Annotated in this window: 19 protein-coding genes and 1 riboswitch; of the genes, 4 read left to right on the top strand and 15 right to left on the bottom strand. The window is 48.0% G+C overall.

The genetic code is table 11. The annotated features are described in order from the left end of the window. Positions 1–41: 41 nt before the first annotated feature. The 9 genes from WMO65_RS22225 to WMO65_RS22185 all read right to left on the bottom strand — a co-directional run bounded on the left by WMO65_RS22225 (position 42) and on the right by WMO65_RS22185 (position 11,674). The gene (locus tag WMO65_RS22225; protein WP_033141876.1) at positions 42–527 is read right to left on the bottom strand and encodes a DUF1700 domain-containing protein; all 486 of its coding nucleotides are present in this window, start codon (positions 525–527) and stop codon (positions 42–44) included. 143 nt (positions 528–670) lie between these two features. Continuing rightward, a complete protein-coding gene (locus WMO65_RS22220; RefSeq protein ID WP_033141877.1) occupies positions 671–1,171 on the bottom strand; it encodes a COG2426 family protein in 501 nt (166 codons plus the stop codon). Between the two features lie 12 nt (positions 1,172–1,183). Continuing rightward, entirely contained in the window at positions 1,184–2,374 is a 1,191-nt protein-coding gene (locus WMO65_RS22215; protein ID WP_033141878.1) for a pyridoxal phosphate-dependent aminotransferase, read from the bottom strand. A gap of 291 nt (positions 2,375–2,665) precedes the next feature. Then, positions 2,666–4,399 (bottom strand): ABC transporter ATP-binding protein, encoded by a 1,734-nt coding sequence (locus tag WMO65_RS22210; protein ID WP_033141879.1) that lies wholly within the window; start codon positions 4,397–4,399, stop codon positions 2,666–2,668. Positions 4,400–4,506: 107 nt separating this feature from the next. Then, positions 4,507–5,682 (bottom strand): ATP-binding protein, encoded by a 1,176-nt coding sequence (locus tag WMO65_RS22205; RefSeq protein WP_243128806.1) that lies wholly within the window; start codon positions 5,680–5,682, stop codon positions 4,507–4,509. Between the two features lie 291 nt (positions 5,683–5,973). Beyond that, positions 5,974–7,716: a S8 family peptidase gene (locus WMO65_RS22200; protein WP_148392429.1), complete on the bottom strand. Its 1,743-nt coding sequence runs from the start codon at positions 7,714–7,716 to the stop codon at positions 5,974–5,976. A 130-nt stretch (positions 7,717–7,846) separates the two neighbouring features. Next, positions 7,847–8,626 carry a formate/nitrite transporter family protein gene (locus WMO65_RS22195; RefSeq protein WP_033141881.1) on the bottom strand — a complete coding sequence of 260 codons (780 nt, stop codon included), beginning with the start codon at positions 8,624–8,626 and terminating at the stop codon, positions 7,847–7,849. Between the two features lie 102 nt (positions 8,627–8,728). Further along, entirely contained in the window at positions 8,729–10,414 is a 1,686-nt protein-coding gene (locus WMO65_RS22190; protein ID WP_103732397.1) for a formate--tetrahydrofolate ligase, read from the bottom strand. 112 nt (positions 10,415–10,526) lie between these two features. Then, positions 10,527–10,613, bottom strand: a riboswitch (ZMP/ZTP riboswitch). A 92-nt stretch (positions 10,614–10,705) separates the two neighbouring features. Then, complete coding sequence (locus tag WMO65_RS22185; protein WP_033144233.1) at positions 10,706–11,674, bottom strand: carbohydrate kinase family protein; 969 nt, start codon at positions 11,672–11,674, stop codon at positions 10,706–10,708. Between the two features lie 370 nt (positions 11,675–12,044). Between WMO65_RS22185 and dltA the strand changes: the two genes are divergently transcribed. From dltA to dltD, 4 genes are read left to right on the top strand one after another with little or no spacing between them, the layout of a single operon-like run. Further along, positions 12,045–13,589 carry a D-alanine--poly(phosphoribitol) ligase subunit DltA gene (dltA, locus tag WMO65_RS22180; RefSeq protein WP_148392430.1) on the top strand — a complete coding sequence of 515 codons (1,545 nt, stop codon included), beginning with the start codon at positions 12,045–12,047 and terminating at the stop codon, positions 13,587–13,589. Beyond that, positions 13,586–14,758 (top strand): D-alanyl-lipoteichoic acid biosynthesis protein DltB, encoded by a 1,173-nt coding sequence (gene dltB / locus WMO65_RS22175; protein WP_033144198.1) that lies wholly within the window; start codon positions 13,586–13,588, stop codon positions 14,756–14,758. Before dltA ends, dltB begins: the two co-directional genes overlap by 4 nt. A 39-nt stretch (positions 14,759–14,797) precedes the next feature. Next, positions 14,798–15,028, top strand: a complete 231-nt coding sequence (dltC, locus tag WMO65_RS22170) for a D-alanine--poly(phosphoribitol) ligase subunit DltC (RefSeq protein ID WP_148392431.1) — start codon at positions 14,798–14,800, stop codon at positions 15,026–15,028. 25 nt (positions 15,029–15,053) lie between these two features. Beyond that, complete coding sequence (gene dltD, locus WMO65_RS22165) at positions 15,054–16,208, top strand: D-alanyl-lipoteichoic acid biosynthesis protein DltD (protein WP_148392432.1); 1,155 nt, start codon at positions 15,054–15,056, stop codon at positions 16,206–16,208. Positions 16,209–16,466: 258 nt separating this feature from the next. On the opposite strand, the gene WMO65_RS22160 is transcribed toward dltD, so the two are convergent. The 6 genes from WMO65_RS22160 to WMO65_RS22135 form a co-directional block, all read right to left on the bottom strand. Further along, a complete protein-coding gene (locus WMO65_RS22160; protein ID WP_148392433.1) occupies positions 16,467–17,168 on the bottom strand; it encodes a response regulator in 702 nt (233 codons plus the stop codon). Beyond that, positions 17,161–19,740: a DUF4118 domain-containing protein gene (locus WMO65_RS22155; protein WP_148392434.1), complete on the bottom strand. Its 2,580-nt coding sequence runs from the start codon at positions 19,738–19,740 to the stop codon at positions 17,161–17,163. The genes WMO65_RS22160 and WMO65_RS22155 overlap by 8 nt, the downstream gene beginning before the upstream one ends. 92 nt (positions 19,741–19,832) lie before the next feature. After that, entirely contained in the window at positions 19,833–20,483 is a 651-nt protein-coding gene (locus tag WMO65_RS22150; RefSeq protein ID WP_054350752.1) for a potassium channel family protein, read from the bottom strand. 20 nt (positions 20,484–20,503) lie between these two features. Next, positions 20,504–21,850 carry a TrkH family potassium uptake protein gene (locus WMO65_RS22145; protein WP_148392435.1) on the bottom strand — a complete coding sequence of 449 codons (1,347 nt, stop codon included), beginning with the start codon at positions 21,848–21,850 and terminating at the stop codon, positions 20,504–20,506. 147 nt (positions 21,851–21,997) lie between these two features. Beyond that, positions 21,998–23,155, bottom strand: coding sequence for a sporulation integral membrane protein YtvI (gene ytvI, locus WMO65_RS22140; RefSeq protein ID WP_033142881.1), 1,158 nt, complete (start codon positions 23,153–23,155; stop codon positions 21,998–22,000). 186 nt (positions 23,156–23,341) lie between these two features. Beyond that, the gene (locus tag WMO65_RS22135) at positions 23,342–23,953 is read right to left on the bottom strand and encodes an NUDIX hydrolase (RefSeq protein ID WP_033142882.1); all 612 of its coding nucleotides are present in this window, start codon (positions 23,951–23,953) and stop codon (positions 23,342–23,344) included. Between the last annotated feature and the right edge of the window lies 1 nt (position 23,954).

Here is a 23,954-nt window from a genome sequence, read left to right as displayed (position 1 = left end):
TATTCCATAATATACAGAGCCTTTCCATCTTCACTTTTCTTCTACATCTTCCTGCGCAGAAAAGAAAGCAGGATCAAAACCGCAGCAATAGGCAGTACCACCGGCAGAAGTGCGCTGACAATACTGATAATGAGAGCAATCACGCCCATCACGATCAGGATTCCCAGAACCAGACGGACCGTGGGATTATTATGCATTTTTTCCTGCACATGTTGAAATCCGCCGCCTGTACTTCCTGTACCATCCTGGCTGTAGGATGACTGGCTATAGGAAGATTGACTGTAAGAAGACTGGCTGCCATATCCGTCCTGGCTGGAAGAGCCGGATGCACCAGAAGTTTCCAGAATCGTGCGGGCAATCAGACGTGGATCTCCCAGACGCCCTGTCACCTCTGTCTCAGATGCACCTTTTCTTATCTCGTCACTGATATACTGGTCGTAATATTGTATATGTCCGTTCACAACATTTTGAGAAAGCTCCTCTGAGAGTGTTTCCCGCAGTACCTCTAAAAATTCTCGTTTGCTCATGGCCTTAAAATCCTTTCCTGTTATATCGCCATCTTATCATATCTTTCCCAAAAAGTAATGATAATTCATTAAAAATTTTCTTAAAAAAATAAAAACACCCTGCCTTCGCTGCATGTACAGCATCCGGCAGGGCATTCTTCCTTTTAACTTAATACGGAACCAAGCGCTCCATATCCCAAAAAGCACATGATGATCGTGGCCATACAGAGTCCCAGCAGAATGGCAGGAACGGATTTTTTCAGATCCACTTCAAGAAGGGACGCGATCAAAGCCCCTGTCCACGCGCCGGTACCCGGCAGCGGGATTCCCACAAAGAGAACAAGTCCCCAGAACTCATATTTTTTAATCTTGTCACTCTTTCCCATAGCTCTGTTTTCCAGCTTCTCGATCAGAGGGCGGAACAGTTTTGTCTTCTTCAGCCATTTAAATATCTGCCTGATAAAGAGCAGAATAAACGGGATAGGGATGATATTCCCGATGACGCAGGCAATGACAGCCTGAAGCATGGGAATCTTCAATACGGTTGCCAGTAAAAGTCCGCCCCTCAGTTCCAGAATGGGAACCATGGAAATCAGGAAGACCGCTGCCTCCGGTGTCAGAAAGGACGGCATATTTTCAGCAAACCAATGTACTACGGATTCCATTAAAACCTCCTGTTACTTCACCTGAAACTCCTCAGCAAGGGCTTTAAAGCCAGGCATAGAATTCATGATTGTTTCGTAGGATACGCAGTAGGCAATCCGCACATAACCCGGGCAGGCAAAGGAAGATCCCGGAACGATCAGGATATGATATTTCTTTGCTGCCGCACAGAAGACTTTCTCGTCTTCCACCGGAGATTTTACAAACAGATAGAACGCGCCTTCCGGCTTAATGCACTCAAATCCCAGTTCTCTCAGTCCGTTATATAAAGCCTCACGGTTGCGGTTGTAAAACGGTACGTCTACTTTGGCATCCAGACATTTTGCGACAACTTTCTGCATCAGGGACGGGGCATTGACATAGCCCAGAATACGGGTGGCCACGTTCGCTGCTGCAATGACATCCTCAGCATCACTCACTTCGTCCGGAATCACCAGATAACCGATACGCTCACCCGGAAGGGACAGGGATTTGCTGTAGGAATAACCAATGATAGCATTTTCATAGTATTTTGTCAAATAGGGGACCTCAATTCCATCGTAAACCAGCTCTCTGTAAGGCTCATCTGAAATAAGGTAGATGTCTGTACCCAGCTCTTTTTCCCTGCTGCGGAGGATATCTGCCATCTTCTTGATGGTATCCTCAGAATAGACAACACCTGTAGGGTTGTTGGGAGAGTTGATGATCACAGCTTTAGTCCTGGCAGTGATCTTCTGCTCCAGCTCTTCCAGATTCGGCTGGAAGGTCTCTGTATTCGGGCTTACTACCACAATTTTCCCGTCATAATTGGACACATAGCTGTTGTACTCGCCGAAATACGGGGCAATGACGATCACTTCATCTCCCGGATTCAGCAGAGTTTTCAGGATCACATTCAATCCTCCCGCTGCGCCCACGGTCATAATAATATTCTTCTCACCAAAGGAAGTCTGGAATTTTCTGTTAATGGAATCCGCGATTGCTGCCCTTACGTCCTCATATCCGCTGTTGTTCATATAACCGTGCAGTACAACCGGGTCCTCCTTCTCCAATTCCTCAAAAACTGCCTTCTTCACCTCAGCCGGTGCCGGAACATTGGGATTTCCAAGACTGAAATCATATACATTCTCTGCTCCGTACTTTGCAGCCATAATCTTGCCTTCCTCAAACATGGCACGTATAGCTGAACTGTTTTTTACCAAATTCACCATTTTATCTGCTATCATATTACTACTCTTCCTTTCTATGTAATCTTTCCCGGCAGCTATTCAGCCGGCGAAGCGTTACCGGCATCCACTCTTTAAGACCGCTCTGTAACAGGGTGATACCTGATGCCGCTGCTCTTATGTACGGCCGGCGCAGTAAATGCGCAGTCCCGGCCGGACAGTCAGCTCTCCTGAACATATTTCAGACTGCGCTTCACAGTCATACTCAATTTCGGATACTTAAGATTATACCATTTTCCACCAGACAAAATCAACGTTTTAACACATTAAACCAAAAAAATATTTCTTTTTCTATACAAAGGACAGTTTATAAAGGCTGCTGTAGAGACCATCCCTCTGCATCAGCTCCTCATGAGTCCCCTCCTCTGCGATTCCGTCATCTGTCAGTACAAGGATTCTCTGGGCTTTGCGGATGGTGGACAGTCTGTGGGCAATGACAAATGTAGTCCTGTCCTTTGCCAGACTCTCCAGGGACTGCTGCACGATCTTCTCGCTCTCATTGTCAAGGGCGGATGTGGCCTCATCGAAGATCAATATGGGCGGGTTCTTCAGGAACACCCTGGCAATAGACAGCCTCTGTTTCTGACCCCCTGAGAGTTTTACGCCCCTCTGTCCAATATCCGTGTCATAGCCATCCTCCAGTCCCATTATAAATTCATGGGCATTGGCTGCTTTGGCAGCGCGAAGCACTTCTTCGTCCGTGGCGTCCGGCTTTCCATACCGGATGTTCTCCATCACTGTTCCGGCAAACAGATACACGTCCTGCTGTACAATACCTATATGGTTCCTGAGACTCTGCAGCTTGATCTTTCTCACATCCGTGCCGTCCAGGCATACGCTTCCGCTGCTCACATCATAGAATCTGGGAATGAGGCTGCAAAGGGTTGTCTTACCCGCACCTGAGCTTCCCACAAGGGCCACATATTCCCCGGCCTTCACGGTCAGATCCACATGGCTTAACACTTCCTCCTGGCTCTCCTCATAGCGGAAGGAAACATCGCGAAAAGCAATTTCTCCCTTAACATCTCCAAGCTCCACTGCGTCCGGCACATCCTTGATATCCGGCGCGATCGCCATGATCTCCAGAAACCGGGAATATCCGCTGTACCCGTTCTGGAACTGCTCTGTAAAGGTAATGAGCTTTTTCACCGGATCTGTAAAGTTATTGATGTAGAGAAGCACTGTTACCAGATCCTCCACAGGCATTTTCCCCCTGGTCATAAAAAATGCACCGACCAGCAGCACTGTTATAGTGATCAGGGTTGTAAATGCGCCCATACCGGAATTGTAAGTACCCATGTACTTATAGCTGCGCTTCTTGGAATCCACAAAGCGCTCATTGCCCCTCTGGAATTTTTTCATTTCTTCCTTTTCGTTGGCAAAGGATTTCACCACACGGATTCCGGAAAGGCTGTCCTCGATCTGTGTATTGATATCTGCGATCCTGGCTCTGTTCTCTCTGAATGCTGACTTCATTTTCCTGTTGTAAATAAACGCATAGACCAGAAGAAACGGCACAAACAAAAACGCTGACAGAGCAAGCTTTGTATTGATAAACATGAGAATGATAAACGCGCCGATAAATTTAATGATAGAGATCACCAGATCCTCCGGCCCGTGGTGAAGCAGTTCACTGATATCAAACAGGTCAGAGGTGATTCTGGACAACAGATGCCCCACCTTCTGGTTGTCATAGAAGGCAAAAGACAGCTTCTGGTAATGTCCGAAAATCTCATTCCTCATGTCCCGCTCAATCCTTGCTCCCATGATATGCCCGTAATAGGCAATATAAAAATTACAGAACGCCTCAACCAGCACCAGCGCCACCATGAAGATTCCCAGCTTTACGATCAGATCGGTGGCTTCCTGCACAGGCTGATTCACCACCGTGCTGGTAATATAGCGTACGATCAGCGGTATCACAAGGGTGATCCCCGCTCCTAAAATAGCAAAAAACAAGTCAGAAAAAAACAAACCCTTATAGGGCTTATAATAGCTGACCAGTCTTTTCAGTGTTTTTCCCATCTCTTTTTGTCTCTCCTTTTCTTCTTGTCGTTGTGGGTTAGCATCATAATCCCAGTATAAAACAGGACACTGCTTTTGGCAATGTCCTGTTTTACAAACTTTTTCGTTCACTTCTTATCTATCTGCCAATATCCTTGTCTGGCAGAGCCTACACGTACAATTATTTTCTTCTCCCGTAAATTCTTTATAATTCTGCTAATCTTTCTAGTACTAAACCCAGTCTCATCACTTATTCTTTTTGCTGTGATTCCCGGCTCTTTCTGCAATAATAACAAAATTCTCTTTTCATCGCCATTTATATCGCCACTTATATCGCCATTTATATCGCCATTGGCGATATTCTTTTCATCATTGGATGATGAAAATGGAAAAATCACTTTTATATAGTGCTCAGATATTTCAAAAATATTTTTATCATAAAACTTTAAAATACGGCTCATTCCAGAGCCAAGTTGTTCAACCAGACCTACATCTTTAAAAACTCTCATCAATTCTCTATTTCTCGGCATGCTGCTGCAACTAAAAAAATCTTTTTTACTCTGACCTGAAATCAATCCGCCATATGAGGTAATTTCCATCCGATTACTGAAAATCTCAAATACTGGTGGAATCTCCCGTGAAAAATCATTATGCACAACTGCATTAATCAGTGCCTCTCTCAAAGGAACCGGTTCAATCAAATTCTTTTCAATCCGTTTCGCACTGGTCACTTTAGCCTTGGTAATATTCTCAATTTTCATTTTCTCTAAAACATGATTCGTTGCTTTTATTAATGAACAATACCCATATTCTTCATTTTCAATCAAATCCACCTTATCCGTACCAGCATACTTGGCGACTTTTATTGATACTCCGTTTTCGTCTGCCAGCAAATAAGCAATATAATTATATTTGCCATCTGGAGTAAGTAATTCCAAACTGCTGGCAAACTTTTTATTTAACTCTAACCCTCGCTCCTGATAGTATATTTTAAGCTGAGCAAACGAAAGGTCCTGTCTGGGTGCCGGAATATTACGCAATGTAGTATGGATTCTTCTGGCATATAATTCATCTATTAATGCCGTTGACATCGGCTGCGTTAATGTTCCCAGCCTCATATAACATCCACTTGGCGACATACCTTTATTTTTGATGTAATATGGTTTTTCCAAACCACTGGATACAATAATTTTTGTCACCAGTATACCATCTATCTCCTCCGTAGTAACATCAAACAACCCAAGAGGTGAGGGCAGAATATTGTTTTTAATTCTATCAGCAATTTTTAATTGTACCGAATCCATATCCAACGTTTTAATGGGATGCCCATCATCTTTAACTCCAATATAAGCACTCCACCCTCATGATTATTTAAAAATGCCACTATTTCTTTCTCCAGTTTATCATTTAACACTGCTTTAAACTCTATACGGTTACTCTCTTGCAATCCCTTCTTCCCCCTTTCTTAATTTATCAGACAGTGTCTGACAAATTACAATCGCACCTGACTCCTTCTATTATATTCCCAAGTCAAAACACTTTCAATCGCTTTATTAATGCAACCACTCCCCCACCTTTCCTGATGGGATTTACTCTCACACCGGAAAACTGTCCCGCACGCACAGCGCCCCATACCCGGTCTGGTTATTTGGATAAGGCCCTCCCAGCAGATGACGCGCACCCCTGCGGAAATACGCCTTTACTTTCTCCCCATAGAGAAAGGGATCATTCCCTCTCACGATTCCCCACTCCATCAAAAGGGCTGCCGAGCCTGTAACAAAAGGCGTGGCAAAGGAAGTTCCCGTTCTGGATGTATATCCGCCGTTTGGAGAAGCAGTTGTAATATCCACGCCCGGAGCCGCTATGTCCGGCTTTACCATATTGGTAACTCTGGTAAACCCCCGTCCGGAAAAATCCGCGTAGGCCTGATATCTGGAATTATAGGCCCCCACAGAGATTACCCGCCCTGCCGTGGAGGGAATGGTAAGGGTGATTTCCGGCACAGGAAACAGAAAACGTGTCCCCTCGTTCAGAGCAGCACCCCCGGGCATCCACAGATTGTACCTTCCATCCACAATTCTTCCCGGAATCAGATTGACTTTCCACACGCCGCTGTCCACATAGGTGTTCTGGGGGATAAAATCGATGAAAATCTCCTGCGACAGGCTGAAAGGACTTGGTTTTCCGTAGTATATGAGAATCTGCGTAGTCCCCAGATTAAATCGCTGAGGCCCCAATATCTCCTGAAACGGGCCTGCCACCTGTCCGTTTGGATGCTGCAGGGAGATATCCATCCGGTCCACATACTGCTTCCATATCTGCAGATTCATTCCCGTCTCATAACCGCCGATCTGAAGCGGAACCACCTGACTCTCTCCCTGTGCCAGGATTCCTGAGGTGTGCACAGCCTTATTTCCCTCATTTCCCGTTCCCACGCAGATCACGGTCCGTCCCAGACTGGATACATTGTCCAGATACGCCTCAATAAGTGATTCACCGCTGTGGGAACCGTAATTGTTTCCGAAGCTTAAATTCAGAGCAAGGGGCATCCCCATGGCAATGGACTGACGGATACAGTAGTCAACCCCCTGCATCAGCTCTGTCGTCCTGGGAAATCCCTCTTCCTGCGGTGTTCCCAGCTTCACAACAATGATCTGACTCTCTGAAGCCACACCCCTGTGAAGTCCTCCGGAAGCCCTTCCGCTGCCGGCCGCGATACCGAGAACACCGGTGCCGTGTCCGCTCAGATCACGGCTTGGGACCACAGAATACCGCTCCGATGACGCGGGTCTGCGAAGCGCTTCATCGATCTGCTCTTTGGTATACTCGGTTCCGATGACATAGCCCTGGGGCGGGCTGCCGGGCACAGTCTGATCCCACAGCCTCAGAATACGGCTGCTTCCGTCCTCATTGCGGAAATCCGGGTGTGCATAATCCACCCCTGAATCCACACAGCCCACAAGCACGCCTGCACCGAAAAGCGGCTGTCCGAGAGGTGAAAATCCGCTCTGCACCGGATTGATGCAGGAAGCAGCGCGCCCCTGCTCCACTGCGAAAAACAATCTTTTGGGCATTTCTATGAACTCTATCTGAGGATAATCCGTAAGACCCTGAATCTGGCTTTCCGGCACGGAGAGAATGGCAAAACCACCCAGCAGTTCCACTGCCCGAATCTCCGGATTCAGTGCCCCCTGCAGACTTCCTGAATATTTTACGATCAAATCCCATCTCCGCTCCTCCGGCTCAAATCCCACATCCAGCACAAGAGATCTCTCCCTCTCCCGGGGTGTGGCATCCAGAGCCAGATTCAGAAGATTTTCCAGCTTCTGATCCTGCATGGCAACTCCTGATTTTTGCTGTATCTCTCCATTATATGCAAAAAAAGCAGCCGAAATCTGTCTTTTATAAAACAGATTTCGGCTGCTGTCATATATTTGGTCAAACAGGCTTACGCTGACCGAATCACATTTAACCCTGAAGTGATTTCGTCTTGGTCATAACATGATACGGGCCTGCCACAAAGAACACACCGCCTATCATATTTCCGATCGTCACGAATAACAGGTTGTAGAAATAACCTCCTATGCTGACTGCCGCATCACCTGCGTTCAAAAGCCCAACTGCCAGAATACTCATATTGGCAACGCTGTGCTCAAATCCGCAGATCATAAATACGAAGATACACCAGAATACCATGATTAGCTTTCCTGATTCAGATTTCATCTTTAATGCGCACCATACAGCCAGACAAACCAGGATATTACAGAAAATACCCCTTACCAGAAGCTGTACCGGTGTCAGTGACATCTTTGCAGCTGCTACCTGTGCGAAATAAGCACCTATATCACCTTTCGGCACTCCGGTGAGCTGGAATCCTGCTACACCCAGCAAAGAGCCGAGAATATTCCCCACATAACACAATATCCATGCTTTGACCGTCTTGCCCCAAGGAATACATCCATTGAAAGATGCACTTCCGAGAACCATATTGTTACCTGTAAACAGCTCGGCACCCGCCATGATAACAAGGCTCAAAGCTGCGGCAAATGCAAAAGCCTGCACTGCTTTCAGCATTGGTGACCCTGCTGCATTCAAAGGTGTTCCCAGCGTAAATGTCACAAAACTTCCAAAGGCAATGAAAAGCCCTGCGGTGATGGAAGATACCATATATCCGAAGGTATTGTTCTCCATGAAGTTTATCTTTCCTTTTGCCGCGTTGCAGACTGCATTGAATTCATCAAAATACATACATTTTCCCCCGCTTCTTTAGCTAAATTATGTATACAAAATTCAGGTACGGCTTAACCGTACCTGAATTGTCCTATATTTAGTTTTCAATATGAATTTTGCTTAGAACAGACCGGAAATCTTTCCTGTCTCGTCAACATCGATTCTCTCTGCAGCCGGAACTTTCGGCAGACCGGGCATGGTCATGATCTCTCCGGTAAGAGCAACAATGAAGCCGGCACCTGCGGAAATCTTCAGGTTACGAACTGTTACTTCAAAGTCTTTCGGTGCGCCCAGTTTTGTCTGGTCATCTGTCAGGCTGTACTGTGTCTTAGCCACACAGATCGGGCAGTTTCCATATCCGAGAGCTTCTAACTGAGCAGCCTGTTTCTGCGCATTTGCAGTCAGAACAGCTTTCTTGCCGCCGTAGATCTTCTGAACGATCTGGTTTAACTTGTCCTCAATGCTTCCTTCCAGTTCATAGGAGAAAGTAAAGTCATTCGGTTCTTCCACAAGACGTACCACTTCTTTAGCCAGTGCAACGCCGCCTTCGCCGCCTTTTGCCCAAACTTCGGAAAGTGCAACATTAACGCCCAGTTCTTTACATTTTGCTTCTACCAGGTCAAGCTCTGCCTTGGTATCTGTCGGGAATGCGTTGATTGCAACAACACACGGCAGTTTGTAAACGTTTGTGATATTGCTTACATGTTTCAGTAAGTTCGGGAGACCTTTTTCCAGTGCTTCCAGGTTCTCGTTGTTCAGTTCTGCTTTCGGCACGCCGCCGTTGTATTTCAGGGCACGTACAGTAGCTACGATAACAACTGCGCTCGGTGTCAGGCCAGCCATACGGCATTTGATATCCAGGAATTTCTCTGCGCCTAAGTCAGCACCGAATCCTGCTTCTGTGATAGCGTAATCGCCTAATTTCAGTGCCATCTTGGTAGCGATCACAGAGTTACATCCGTGAGCGATATTAGCGAATGGTCCGCCGTGAACGATTGCGGGTACATGCTCCAGAGTCTGAACCAGGTTCGGTTTCAGAGCGTCTTTCAGCAGTGCGCACATAGCCCCTTCTGCATGTAAGTCATGAGCTGTAACAGGTTTCTGCTCGGAAACCTTACCATATGTATAACCAACGATGATTCTTCCCAGTCTTTCCTTCAGGTCTGTAATGTCTTTTGCCAGACATAGAACAGCCATGATCTCGGAAGCAACTGTGATATCGTATCCGTCTTCTCTCGGACAGCCGTTTGTCTTTCCGCCCAGACCATCAACTACGAAACGAAGCTGGCGGTCATTCATGTCAACACATCTTCTCCAGGTAATCTTTCTTGGGTCAATGTTCAGGTCGTTGCCCTGATAAATATGATTATCCAGCATTGCTGCCAGCAGATTGTTTGCCGCACCGATTGCGTGGAAGTCACCTGTAAAATGCAGGTTGATATCTTCCATTGGAACTACCTGTGCATAACCGCCGCCTGCAGCACCGCCCTTTACACCGAATACCGGTCCCAGGGATGGCTCACGGAGCGCTACCATTACATTTTTACCTAATTTCTGAAGGCCATCAGCCAGACCTACGGTTGTGGTTGTCTTTCCTTCTCCGGCAGGTGTCGGGTTGATAGCTGTAACCAGAACCAGTTTTCCGTTCGGTTTATCAGATTCTTTTAACAGATTGTAGTCAATTTTAGCTTTGTACTTACCGTACTGCTCCAGATATTTATCATCAATACCTGCTTTTTCTGCAATCTTGGTAATTGGCTCCATTGTGCACTCCTGTGCGATTTCGATGTCTGTTTTGAATCCCATGTTAATACCCTCCTTTTCATGGCAATAGTCTTGTTTTCTGCATGATTCCGCCGCTGTCTGCATATGAATGCTTTTGAAAAAAAAGGGCAACATTTGTCAATTACACAATTACAAACGTTGCCCAGACGGTCGGCTCTCACTTACATTTTGATTTCACTGTGGTGCTCCACATTGTAATCCGTCAGAAATCAAAACTATTATTTTGTTATGTCTATAATTTATCACAATTTCCGATTACTGTCAATGCTGTATTATATTAAAAATTCACAACAACATTTCGACAATTTTACTCTATTTTCCGGCGATAAACGTTAATACTTCTTCTTTTTTGGGCATAACACGGAGTGCCCCTTTCTTTGTAGTGATAAGAGAGGAAGCTCCGTTGGAGAATTCCAGCATTTCATAGAGCTGGTCCTCTGTAAGACCCTCAATTCCGTGCTCCAGCACATAATTCAGTGCGCATGCACCGAAGGTATCGCCTGCTCCTGTTGTCTCAATAGTATTCTCCTGCAGGAACGGTGCGTGGAATACTTCCCTGCCCTCATGGAACGCTGTGCTTCCCTCTTTTCCCATGGTCACGTTCATCAGCTTCAGATTCGGATACCGGGACAGCAGCATATGGGCGCCTTCCTTCACATCTTTCGTCCCGGTCATGAATTCCAGCTCTTCCTCGGAAATCTTCAGGAGGTCACATTTTGAAAGACCGTATGCGATCTGTTCTTTTGCAAGCTCCATGCTGCTCCACAGCGGAGGGCGCAGGTTCGGGTCAAAAGAGATGAGAAGTCCCGCTTCTCTAGCAATATCAATAGCCTTTGCAGTCGCCCGGCGCACACCCTCATGGGTCATGGACAGGGTGCCGAAATGAAAGGCTCTGGCTGATTTTATGTATTCTTCGTCTATCTGGTCAACGCTCAGCATCATGTCCGCACCGGGATTTCTGTAAAACGCAAAGTCCCTGTCCCCATCCTCAAAAGTATGGACAAACGCCAGTGTTGTGTGGACTTCCTGATCCTCATACAAATGACTGGTATCGATTCCCAGGCTGTTCAGCGTATTTCTCAGGGATGTACCGAACTGGTCTTTACCCACAACTCCCAGAAAAGATGTCTTTTTTCCAAGATTATTGAGCATAGCCAGCACATTACACGGCGCTCCGCCGGGATTTGCCTCAAAAATGGGGTTGCCCTGTCCGCTCACTCCGTTTTCCGTAAAGTCGATCAAAAGCTCACCAAGCGCGATAACGTCAAAATTCTTGTTCATATATGTTCTCCTTGTCCGTTTTATTCTACTGTGAATTATATTCGTTTTGCCTGCTTTACGCAAGTACCGCGGCACAATTATTCATAAAAAATACATTGTATGTAGAATTATTGTAACTGTTCAGTCAGGTCTGCGCATTTACTGCGCTGACCGTGCAAAAGAGTAGTGGCGGCAGGTATTCGCCCCATCGCGAAGCGATTTTTAATGGGCGAATACCCGTAACGATTCAGCTGGCTGAATAGTTACGAATTATTCTTAATGAATCGAAAGGTTTTCTTTAGAATTTCTTTAAAATTGAACCTGCTAATTCTTTTAAATTCTATGGTGTAATTAAGAAGGTAAGAAAAACGTCGAAATTGAGGTGAATTTTATGAATATATTGAACCAAATATGGGAATATGCCTCCATCTGCCCGGAAAGAACAGCCATCTGCTGCGACGGACAGTCTGTTACTTACAAAGAGCTGGAGTTATATTCTGAGCGTCTGGCCCGTCATATTGAGCAGCAATGCGGACAGAACTATGCCCCCATAGCTGTATACGGCCACAAACATCCCCTGATGCCTGCGGCATTTCTGGCCTGTGTCAAATCAGGCAGGGCTTACTGCCCCATTGACACCTCAGTGCCGGACTCCCGGGTGGAAATGATCCTGGATGCCCTGGATTCCCCGATTCTTCTCTCCCTCTCTCCTCTCCATGCGGACTGCAGGGATAAACGAATCCTTTCCCTGCAGGATATTGATGTCATGGTACATACAGATTTGTCCCGCATGGATAACCGCATGGGCGATACCGTACCCGAACCGGTTTCCGGGGATGATATCTTTTATATCATATTTACTTCCGGAAGCACAGGAACCCCAAAGGGCGTCACAATCACGGAAAGGAATCTCAGCAATTTCCTGGACTGGTCCATCACCCTGGGAACCTCCACCAATGCCAAAAAGGGAAAGGTATTCCTGAATCAGGCCCCCTTTTCCTTTGATCTGTCCGTAATGGATCTGTATACATGCCTTGCGGTGGGCGGAACTCTCTGGTGTCTGACAAAGGATGTGCAGAAGGATTACCAGAAACTGCTGGAATCCCTGAAACGATCGGATGCCGCAATTATGGTTTCCACACCATCCTTTGCCGATGTGTGCCTGTCAGACCCGGCTTTTGCACAGACGGCTCTGCCAAACCTTGGCCTGTTTCTGTTCTGCGGGGAAACCCTTGCCAACCGGACAGCCCGCAGGCTTCTGGAGCGTTTCCCCTCTGCAAAAGTCATGAACACCTACGGTCCCACGGAGTCCACCGTGGCTGTCACTCAGGTGGAAATAACGCCAGAGCTGGCTGCCGGCACTTCCCCTCTGCCTGTAGGCAGGCCAAAACCCGGCACCACACTGCAGATCTGCGGTCCCGACGGGCGCGTACTTCCTGAGGGAGAAAAAGGGGAGATCATCATACTGGGCAATACCGTAAGCCCCGGCTATTATCAGAACACACTGCAGACAGAAAAGCACTTTTTTACATACACAGAAGAGGGAATCCCCGCACAGGGATACCGCACAGGGGACAAAGGATATCTGAAAGACGGCATGCTATATTACTGCGGACGCATAGACCTGCAGATCAAGCTGCACGGATACAGAATCGAGCTGGAGGATATAGAGAACAATCTTCTCCGTCTCCCCCAGATAGAAAAAGCTGCCGTACTCCCCAACATAAAAGACGGGCGTGTCAAAAGCATCAGTGCCTATCTGGTCTGCCCCGGCATGACGGCGCCGGAGCGTACTTACGCGGAAATGCTGAAAGAGAGTCTGCGCACCTTCCTTCCGGAATACATGATACCGAAAAAACTCATCTTCATGGACAGGCTTCCCATGACCGGAAATGGCAAGGTTGACAGAAAGGCCCTCGGGAGCGCAGTTCTTTGAGTTTTTATGAAGGGCTTTCCTTCTTTATCTGCCTCTTTTTATTCCTGATTCCTGCCGTCATTCTGGGCATCATGGAAAAAAAGATGGGGCATTATACCCTGGCCGTATCCCTGGTCTTCATAGTACTGGTCTTCGGCCACAGCCCCGGACAGTTCCTCTATCTGCTTCTCTTTTACGGATGGTCCTATCTGGTGGTGCGCGGCTACGCTGCTGTCCGCGCCAAAAACGGCAGGAATGAAAAACAATACTACCTGTTCCTGGCAGCCATGCTGCTGCCCCTTATATTATGTAAACTATCGCCGCTGTTCCATATGAACATATTCGGATTCACCGGCATTTCCTATATGAGTTTCCGCAGCATCCAGATGGTCATAGAGATTTACGACGGAATCATTTTGGAGGTCCCACTCCTGGAATTTTCAGGATTCCTTCTTTTCTTTCCCTCCATCAGCTCCGGTCCCATTGACAGAAGCCGCCGGTTTCACGATGACTGGATGCGCATCCTGCCAAGGGCAGAATATCTGGACATGCTGGCAGAAGGTATCTTCAAACTACTGCTGGGCCTGGTCTACAAGCTGGCGCTGGGCACCCAGCTCTACACCCTTCTCACTATATGTGAGCAGTCCATGGGACGCCGGGACGCCCCCTGGTATTTCGCCGCAGGCTACGCCTGGCTGTACGGCTTCTACCTGTTCTTTGATTTTGCAGGCTATTCCCTCATGGCAGTGGGAACCGCCTATATTCTGGGTGTCAGGCTGCCGGACAACTTCCGCGCTCCATTTCGGAGCCTGGATATAAAAGAGTTCTGGGACCGCTGGCACATTACCCTGTCCCACTGGTTCCGCGATTTCCTCTTTACCCGTTTCATTATGAAATGCTCTAAGAAGAAATGGTTCTCCACCCGTTTAAACAGAGCCTGTGCCGGATTTATTGTCAACATGGGCGTTATGGGACTGTGGCACGGCGTCACGCCATCCTACATACTATACGGACTCTACCACGGCATTCTGCTGTCGGCCACAGAAGTTTACCAGAAAAAATCAGGCTTCTACAAGAAATATAAAAACCGGAAACTATACAAGGCAGTCTCCTGGCTGCTTACCATAAACCTGGTGATATTCGGCTTCTTTATCTTCTCCGGAAAATTCCTGGAGCTTTTAACCGCCTGATATCCTCAATAAACTTTAACAGAAAAAGGAGAAAACAAAATGGAAGAAAAAATTTTAGATTTATTAGCAGAGATCTGTGAGGATGATATTGTGAAAGAAGACTTAAAAACCGAGCTTTTCCAGTCCGGTCTTCTGGATTCCCTGGGATTTGCCGAATTTCTGGCTGGCCTTGAGGAGGAATGCGGCATCGTCATAGCCCCCTCAGAGGTCACCAGGGAAGAAATGGATACCCCGGAAAAAATCCTCAATCTTGTAAAATCCAAATGCTGACCAGAGAAAGGCAGGCGTAAGAAACATGAAGAGACTGACTGCATTTTTCACGGCCTTTGTGCTGTTCCTTGTCACCGCGGCAGGCATCCACCTGTCTGTCCGTGACAGGAAGATTCCGGACTCCCGGACATTTTCCACCTGGGCCAACGAGACAAAGACACGTTCCCGTGAAACCATAAAACAAAATCTTGGCCCTGACAGCCTTCTGGTATTCGGCTCCTCCGAGTTTATGCACGGGCAGGACACCCCGTACCATCCTTCCTCCATGTTCGCGGACAGTGACTTTGAGCCCATGCTCATAGGTGCCGGCTATTACCAGTCCCTGAGCCATGCCATTGCTTTAAGCGCCGTAGGGGAGGGCCAGAAAAAGGCCGTCCTTTTCCTATCCCCCCAGTGGTTCAGAAAACCCGGCATCCTGCCCCAGGCCTTTGCCTCCCGCTTCTCTGAGAACAACTATCTGGGCATGCTGCAGAACGAAAACCTCTCACCGGAAACAAAACAATACATCATAGACCGCACCCATACGCTTCTGAAAGATGACCCCAAAACCAAAGACCGTTTAAGCACATATGAGCGCGTATGGGTCACCAAAACCGCAACCACAGAGGACACCCTCATAGCCGGCGCCTGGCAGCACTTTCTGAACGAGAAAGAAAAGATCACCGTCCCTCTTCTCTTTGACCTCACCGCAAAAAAGAAAGCGCCGCCGGCCACTGACATATCCATAAACTGGACCAAATGGCTGGCCAAGGCCGAGGAAGACGGCTCCCGCCACCAGGAGAACCAATTCTACATAGACGACAAAAACTACAAAAAGCTGAAACCCCACCTGGCCAAAAAGAAAGACCTCAACAAAAAAGCGATACACGGCTACGGCTCCTCCCCCGAATACGACGACCTCCGCTGCTTCCTGGATGTATGCCGCGACATGGACATCGAACCTCTTCTGGTCATTCTCCCTGTTAACGGCTATTACTACGACTACACCGGTTTTCCCCGTACTGCCCGAGAAACCTACTACTCCAACATCCGCAGTCTTGCCTCCGCCTACAACGTCGAACTTGCCGATTTCTCAACAGATGAATACACCAAATACTTCTTTGAAGATCAAGTCCACATAGGACGGAAAGGATGGGTTCTGATCAATGAAAGCCTTTACAACTTTTATAAAAAACCTTAAAACCAACCCCAAAGCCCGTTTCCTCCTCCAGGTGCTCTCCTTCTACATCCTCCTCATGCTCCTCTACCTCTACTTCATGACTGCCAACCTCTCCACCGCCCCACCCTTCCTATATTCCCAATTTTGAAGCCGCGGGGCGGCTTCTTTTTTCTCCAACGCCATCCCTAGCCTCTTTCCCCCACAACCTGAATCCCATGAAAAACACCGCGGCCGGCAGTCTTCTCTCCGGACTGCCGGCCGCGGTGTTTTTCATGCTCACTACTCCCTTTTAATCATCCGATACCCAATCCCAATATGCGTCTGTATATACTTGGGCTCCGATGGCTCCTCCTCAATCTTCTTCCTCAGCGTCGCCATAAACACCCGCAGCGAAGGCACATCACTCTGCATCACATTCCCCCATACCTCATTCAGTATAAAGTTATGCGTCAGCACCCTCCCCACATTTTTGGCCAGAAGACACAGCAGCTTATACTCAATCGGCGTCAGATGGACCTCCTCCTCTCTGATAAACACACAGCCGGATGCATAGTCGATCTTCAAATCCCCGTTCACAAAAACCGCGTTGTCCTCCATGCCTCCGCTGCTCTGATACATAGCCCTGCGAAGGCTTGCCCGCAGCCTTGCCAGCAGCTCTTCCACGCTGAAAGGTTTCGTCAGATAATCATCTGCCCCTGCATCCAGGGCGTTTACCTTATCCGCGTCCTCGCTCCTGGCACTTACCACGATGATCGGTACATTTGACCAGGACCGCACTTTTTTTATCAGGTCCACACCGTCCATATCCGGCAGCCCCAGGTCCAGTATGATCACATCCGGCCTCTGGGATACCGCTTCCATCAGGGCCTGTGCCCCGTTTTTAGCCATATGGTACCGGTATTCCTGCATATCCAGTGTGGTTCCCATCAGATTTCTGACAGCCTTGTCATCTTCCACAATAAGTATCAATGGTTTATTCATGTATCACTACCTCCTCTGCCGGCAATGTGAAATAGAAAACGCTTCCCCGGGGGCTGTTGTCCCTTACCCCGATCTCTCCGCTGTGTGCATTTATAATGGCTTTACAGAGTGCAAGGCCAAGTCCCAGCCCGCGCCTGCCGTCCCCTTTCTGGTTCTCTGCCGTATAAAACATCTGAAACAGCTTATTTTTATCCGCATCCGCCACCCCGTTTCCGTTGTCCGCAATTTCCGTCCACACAAATCCATCCTTCTGGAACACATGAACCTTAATCTCTGACCCGGCCGGTGTATATTTGATGGCATTGTCTATGATATTGATAAACACCTGCACGATCAGCCTGGTATCCATCCTGGCCATCAGGAATTCGTCCTCCTGCTTCACTGTGATCTTGTGTTCTCCGCTCTTTCTGTCAAGGTGGTGCATGGCCTCGTTGATCACATCATCCAGAAGTTCTGTCTGCCGCTTCAGGTTCATGGTCCCATTCTCAATCCTTGTGACGGAGAGCAGATTCTCCACCAGGTTAATGAGCCAGATGGCATCGTCATAAATATCCCCGTAAATCTTATGCCTCTGGCTCTCCTCCATCTGGGCGCTGCCGTTTAAAAGCACACTGGCATTTCCGGAAATACCTGTCAGCGGAGTGCGCAGGTCATGGGAAATGGCCCGCAGCAGATTAGCCCGCAGCCGCTCCTGTCTGGCGTTCATCTCTACTTCCTTTTTCTCCTCATCCAGCTTCTGCTTTTCAAGTGCCAGGGCACATTCATTCAACATGGCAAGCAGCAGGCTTCTCTCAAAAGCAGTGAGTTCCTCAGCCCCCATAACAATACCTGCCACTGCCAGAGCTTCCTTCCTGCCTCTCACAGCCAGGTACAGACATTTTGCATCGGGCAGCGTATCTGTTGTGGCACCCGCATGCTTATTATTCTGATACACCCAGGATACCACTTCCTGTTCCTTCTCATTGAGATACTGCCCGGCATCCGACATATCCTGTTTTTCCATTCTGGGAACCAGATTTCCCTTCTCATCGGGCATATAGAAGATAACCGTCCGGCCCAGCATTTTCTCCATCTGCACCATGATCTCCCGGATGATCTGGGACACATCCCTGGCCTTCTGCAGCTTCTGGCTGGTCTCCAGCAGAATTTCCGTGCGGTATGCCTTTTCCGCTGCCTGGTGCGCCTGCTCCTTCACTCTGGTCGTCAGGGTGGAAATGAGGAATGCCACCAGGAACATAATGATAAAGGTAACAGGATATTCCGGCCCGTAGGCTTTAAACGAATATCTGGGGAGTGTAAAGAAAAAATTAAAGGTAAATACACTGATAAAGGAGCTCACCAGACTGTATGCCTTGCTCTCTGTCCACATGGCGGTGAGAACTACCCCCAGAATATACAGCATAATAATATTGACCTCTGAAATCCCATGGCTGTACATCCATCCGCCAATCCCCGTGGAGGCCAGTAGCACGCCCACTGTCTTCAGGGTATCCTTGAAGGTGAAGCCGGTTCTGCTGTGCCTTATGCGAAATCCCGCAGTACCGGTATTCTGCTCCATAGATGGGATAATATAAATATCGGGATTGGAGCCAAGTGCTGTCAGTTTGTCGGCAAAGCTGACTCTGGAAAAAGAGAGGCCTCCGATCCATTTGGTACGGCCCAGCACAATTTTTGATACACCTGCCATTCTGGCATACTCTGCGATCTGCTGGACCACATCATCCCCGTACATGGTGATGACCCTGGCTCCCAGTTTTTCCGCCAGTTCCATATTCTCTTTTAATATCCTTTTATCTGCATCCGGCAGATTTTTATCGTGGGACGTCTGCACATACAGAGCGGTAAACGCCCCGTGGAACGCATCCGCCATACGTGCCGCGGTCCTGATCACCCTACCGTTGGAGGGAGATGCGGAGATTCCGGTCAGGATATGTTCTCCCGGATAGGAGGTCTCCTGTACATCCTCCCCCTTTTCCGCGATCTTATTGATCCTGTCCGCCATTCTTCTGAGGGCCATCTCCCGCAGGGCAGTGAGGACACCTGTATCCGCAGCATTATTTCCAAGGCACTCCCGTACCTTTTCCGGTTCCGCGTCCACAAATTCCACCTGGTCTGCCTGATCGAATACTTTATCCGGAACGCGCTCCCCTGCCGGTCTGCCGGTCAGGGAGGAAATCACATCCGAAAGACTCTCTATCTGCTGTACATTCAGGGTCGTATACACATCAATCCCGGCCCGAAGAAGCTCCTCTATGTCCTGATAACGCTTTCTGTGCCTGGAACCCGGAGCATTCCCGTGGGCCAGCCTGTCTATGACCAAAAGCCCGGGCCTTCTTCTGATCGCGCTGTCCAGATCAAACTCCGGGGACAGATTCCCCTGATAATTATGAAAAACGGGGGCAAGCTTTTCCATTTTCTCCCCCAAATCCAGCTCCAGGGGAACACATCCGACCACTACATCGCAGCCCTCTTTTTTTCTCTCCGCTGCATCCCGCAGCATCTGTCCTATCTTTCCTGTTCCTTCCGCATAGCTGAAAAAGATCTTCAGCCTGCCGCTTTTATCCGTCTCCATCCCGGCTCCCCCTTTCTGCGCTGTTTGGTTTATTATAGCCTATTTCCCGCGGGAATCAAATAAATTATGCGGGGAAAGGCAAAGAGCGCCGGCTATCTCGCCTTTGCCAGCGCTCTTACATCTTTGTAATGTCCCATGATGATCAGGGTCTCACTTCCCCGAAAGATATACTCCGGGCGGGGAAGAGGATAGATTTCCTCCTGTTCCTTGACTGCCAGAATACTGATATGATATTTATTCCGCACTCCCTTTTCCACAATGGACTTGCCCACCCACGGTGCCGGGACCGGAATCTCATAAATGGAGTAGTCAGGGGTTAATTCAATGTAATCGAAAATATTATCTGTGCCGAATTTGACAGCCAGACGTTCTGCCATCTCCCGTTCCGGGTAAACTATCTTGTCCGCTCCGTTTCTGAGGAGAAACTTTGCGTGCACATCCCTGTTTGCCCTTGAGAGGACAAAAGGCGCCCCGTAATCCTTGAGAAGCGCTGTGGTCTCCAGGGAGCTCTGAAAATTATCCCCGATGGCCACAACGCAGAGATCAAAATTACCCACTCCCAGAGAGGCAATGAAATGCTCATTGGTGGTATCTCCAATCTGCGCATTTGTCACCAGGTCCAGCGCGTCATTGACACGCTCCTCATTTATATCAACTGCGAGGACTTCATTGCCCTCCTCTATTAATTTCGCTGCCATATGGCGGCCAAAGCGGCCCAGTCCCACTACAAGAACCGATTTCATTTTCTACTTTTCCTCCTTAATCAGCCTACAGATACCTTTTCCATAGGCAGTTTTGATGGTATGTTGGCAATCCGGTTGCCGAAAGCAATGAGTATGGTAATGCCTCCGACCCTTCCGATAAACATGAGCAGTATCAGAACAATATGTGAAACGGTTCCAAGCTGCGCAGTGATCCCCAGAGACAGTCCTACGGTTCCGATCGCGGAGGCCGCTTCAAACAGAGCGTCCTGGATCGCAGTTCCATCTGCAGAGGCGATCAGCACAGATCCCACCAGGATCAGAAGCCCATAAAGCATGGTTACACAGCTTGCGTGGCGCAGGGCATTCTCCTCCATTCTTCTGCGGAAACACTCGATATCCTTCCGTTTTCTGAATTCAGACCATATACTCAGGATCATGATGGACATGGTGGTTGTCTTAATACCTCCCGCAGTGGAACCGGGAGAACCGCCGATAAACATAAGCCCTACTATGAGGATTTTACTGCAGCCCGATAGCGTTGTCAGATCCACGGTATTGAACCCCGCTGTTCTGGGCGTTACGGCCTGAAAGAACGCGCAGAGTACCTGTTCCCCAAAGCTTCTTCCCTCCATGGAAGGTTTCCCCAGCTCAAAGAAAAACATGAGGACAGCCCCTCCGAGAATAAGTATCGCTGTTGCCATGAGCACGACCTTTGTGTGGAGCTTATAATTTTTATAATGCCATTTATGGTTCCTGACATCTGCCCATACAAGAAATCCCAGGCCGCCCACTATGATCAGCAGCATAATGGTGATACTCACCAGAGGGCTGCCTGAAGCGGTCATAAGGGAAGTTCCCGGATCAAAATAGCCCATCAGATCTATTCCCGCATTACAAAAGGCAGAAATGGAGTGAAATACGGAAAAATATATACCTTTTCCCGTACCCAGTCTCGGAACAAAATAAAAGCTCAGCAAAATGGCTCCGATCCCCTCGAATAATACCGTTCCGCCGAACACAAACTTTGCCATGCGCACAATTCCGCCCACCTGGGGTGCAGCCACGGATTCCTGCATCAGAAGCCTCTGCGACAAACCAATCTTTCTCTTGGTGATAGCGAGCGCGGAAATGGCGATCGTCATAAATCCAATGCCGCCTATCTGTATTAATAATAAGATGACACCCTGGCCAAATTCAGACCAGAATGTATAGGTGTCATGCAGCACCAGTCCGGTGACACACGTTGCTGATGTGGCGGTAAACCAGGCATCCATAAACGGAGCTGCTGTCATCTGCCGGTTGGACACAGGCAGCATCAGCAGGAGCGTACCTGTGGTAATCACTGCCAGATAACCGAATACAATAAGTTTCGTTGTGGTCCAGTGATGTTTTTTTATTCCTGACATAAGAGTCTTCCACCCTTTTTATTCTCTTTCTGTGTTATCCTGTAACTACATATTCTAAATTCTTTTATATTAAAACGGCATAAAGCTATGTTAAGGACGCATTAAGATAGCATAAAGATTTTACTCTTTATGCTATCTTGTTCTGTTCTATGATTCTTTATTCTCTATGTGCTCTTCGTCCCCATTGTTGCGGCAGATCCACTCCAAAAGATCCTCCATGGCTTCCTTTGCTGACTGGAGCGGTCTGTCAAACATACCTGATTTATAGAAATTGATCACAACTGCCCCTATGGGCACTGCAAGTATCATGCCAATGACACTGCTGACCCGGTATCCTGTATACATAAAGATCAGTGTAAGGAGCGGGTCCATGCCAATGGAATCCCCCACCATCTTGGGCTCTATGACCCTCCGCACCAACTGCGTCACCAGGTAAAGGATGATCAGACCAACCGCAAACTTTGTATCACCGGACAACAGCTTGAATACAGCCCATGGTATAAGGGCTGTCCCTGTTCCGAAGAACGGAAGCATATCCAGAAAAGAAATAAGGAATGCCACCAGCACGGCAAAGCTCACCTCCAGAAACAGCAGCCCTACACAGAGTATTGCCCAGATAACAGCCATGATCTTAAACTGTGCTTTGAAATAACCGCCGAAGACCTTTTTAAAGCTGTCTGCCAGCAGTCTCCATTTTTCCTGGATGATCTGCGGTGTGTTGTTCCGCCCAAACTCCAGGATTCCATCCCGGTCCGCGATGAAAAAATAGGCGGACAATATGGTAAATATAATAGATATCAGCACACTCGGAAGATGCTTGGCCATATCACCTGCGTAGCCAACGGTCCACTCGCTGATATTTCCCACCAGTTTTCCGATCCGTTCTCCCAGATCGTCCTGCACATTATTGATGGAAGTCTGTACATTTTCCGGAAGCTGTTTCATGAATTTATTGAGATTGTGCTCCACCTCCCGAAAATCCTCCCGGAATCCACTGTAAATATCCGGTGCCTGATTGATCAGGTCACTGGCCTCCTCCACCGCTTTTGTTCCTATAAAATACCCTGCTCCGATTATGGCGGCTAAAACTGCTATAATGATCAGCATGGATGTGTGCTTTCTGGCTATTTTCATCCTCTTTTCCACCATGCGCACCAGAGGGCTGGCGATCATGGCGATGATCCATCCGATGACAAAAGGCATAAAAAACCTGAGGAATTTAAGTCCCAGAACAATGACCAGTATAACGCCTAAAACTGTAAACAATGCCGCCAGAATACCTTTTACATACTTCTTCCACTTCATATATAAATATCTCCCATGCCTGCCTGTTTTGACTGCTGTCTGCGCAATCTGACAGTAGCCGGGGCAGATTTTGCCTGCACCGGCTACCTTAAGTATACTCTCATCCGCCCGGGATACAATGCCTATCCCGTTAATTTTTTATGAAAAATTTGCGAACGGTTTCTGATCTATAATTGATTCTGTGTCTTAGATTTCCTTCAGAAAAGCAAACGGCTCATCATCATGCAGAAAATGCATCAGCATATAAGCCGTCATGATCGCCGCTTTCTCTTCCCTCAGGATTCTTCTGACCTCTTCCCTGTCAGCCAGCACAATCTCCAGCTCCTCGGAATCCTCCAGTCCATCCCCGGACACCTGGCCGGAAGCATAACCGTATACACTGGCGCAGGATTCATCGGTCATGCCAATGGTAGTAAAATACGGTTTCTCATATGCCGGGTCCACATCAAGAGGAGTAAGCGTCAGGCCGGTTTCCTCTTTCATCTCTCTGATCGCGGCTTCTCTGTAGTCCTCACCGGGCTCTACCAGGCCTGCCGGAAACTCATAGATATAGCTGTCAATAGCATAACGGTACTGACGTACCAGCACGACCCTGTCTTTCTTCTCCCCATAGAGGCTGTAGATAATAACTCCATCCGGGGTGTTTTTCCTTGTTTTGATCTTCAGTTCATTCTCAGTCTTTGCCCGTGACGCCACATAGTAATGTCCCTTTCTTCCTGTCTTACTCTCCACATCCAGGTGGTAGAGATTTACATGGGGATTCTCTGTGAGCGGCGTCACCTTTTTTATATCCGGCATC

Source organism: Blautia caccae (assembly GCF_040095955.1).
Taxonomy (GTDB): Bacteria; Bacillota; Clostridia; order Lachnospirales; family Lachnospiraceae; genus Blautia; species Blautia celeris.
Note: the sequence above shows the minus strand (reverse complement) of the source record. Positions and strands in the feature narration are given on the sequence as shown.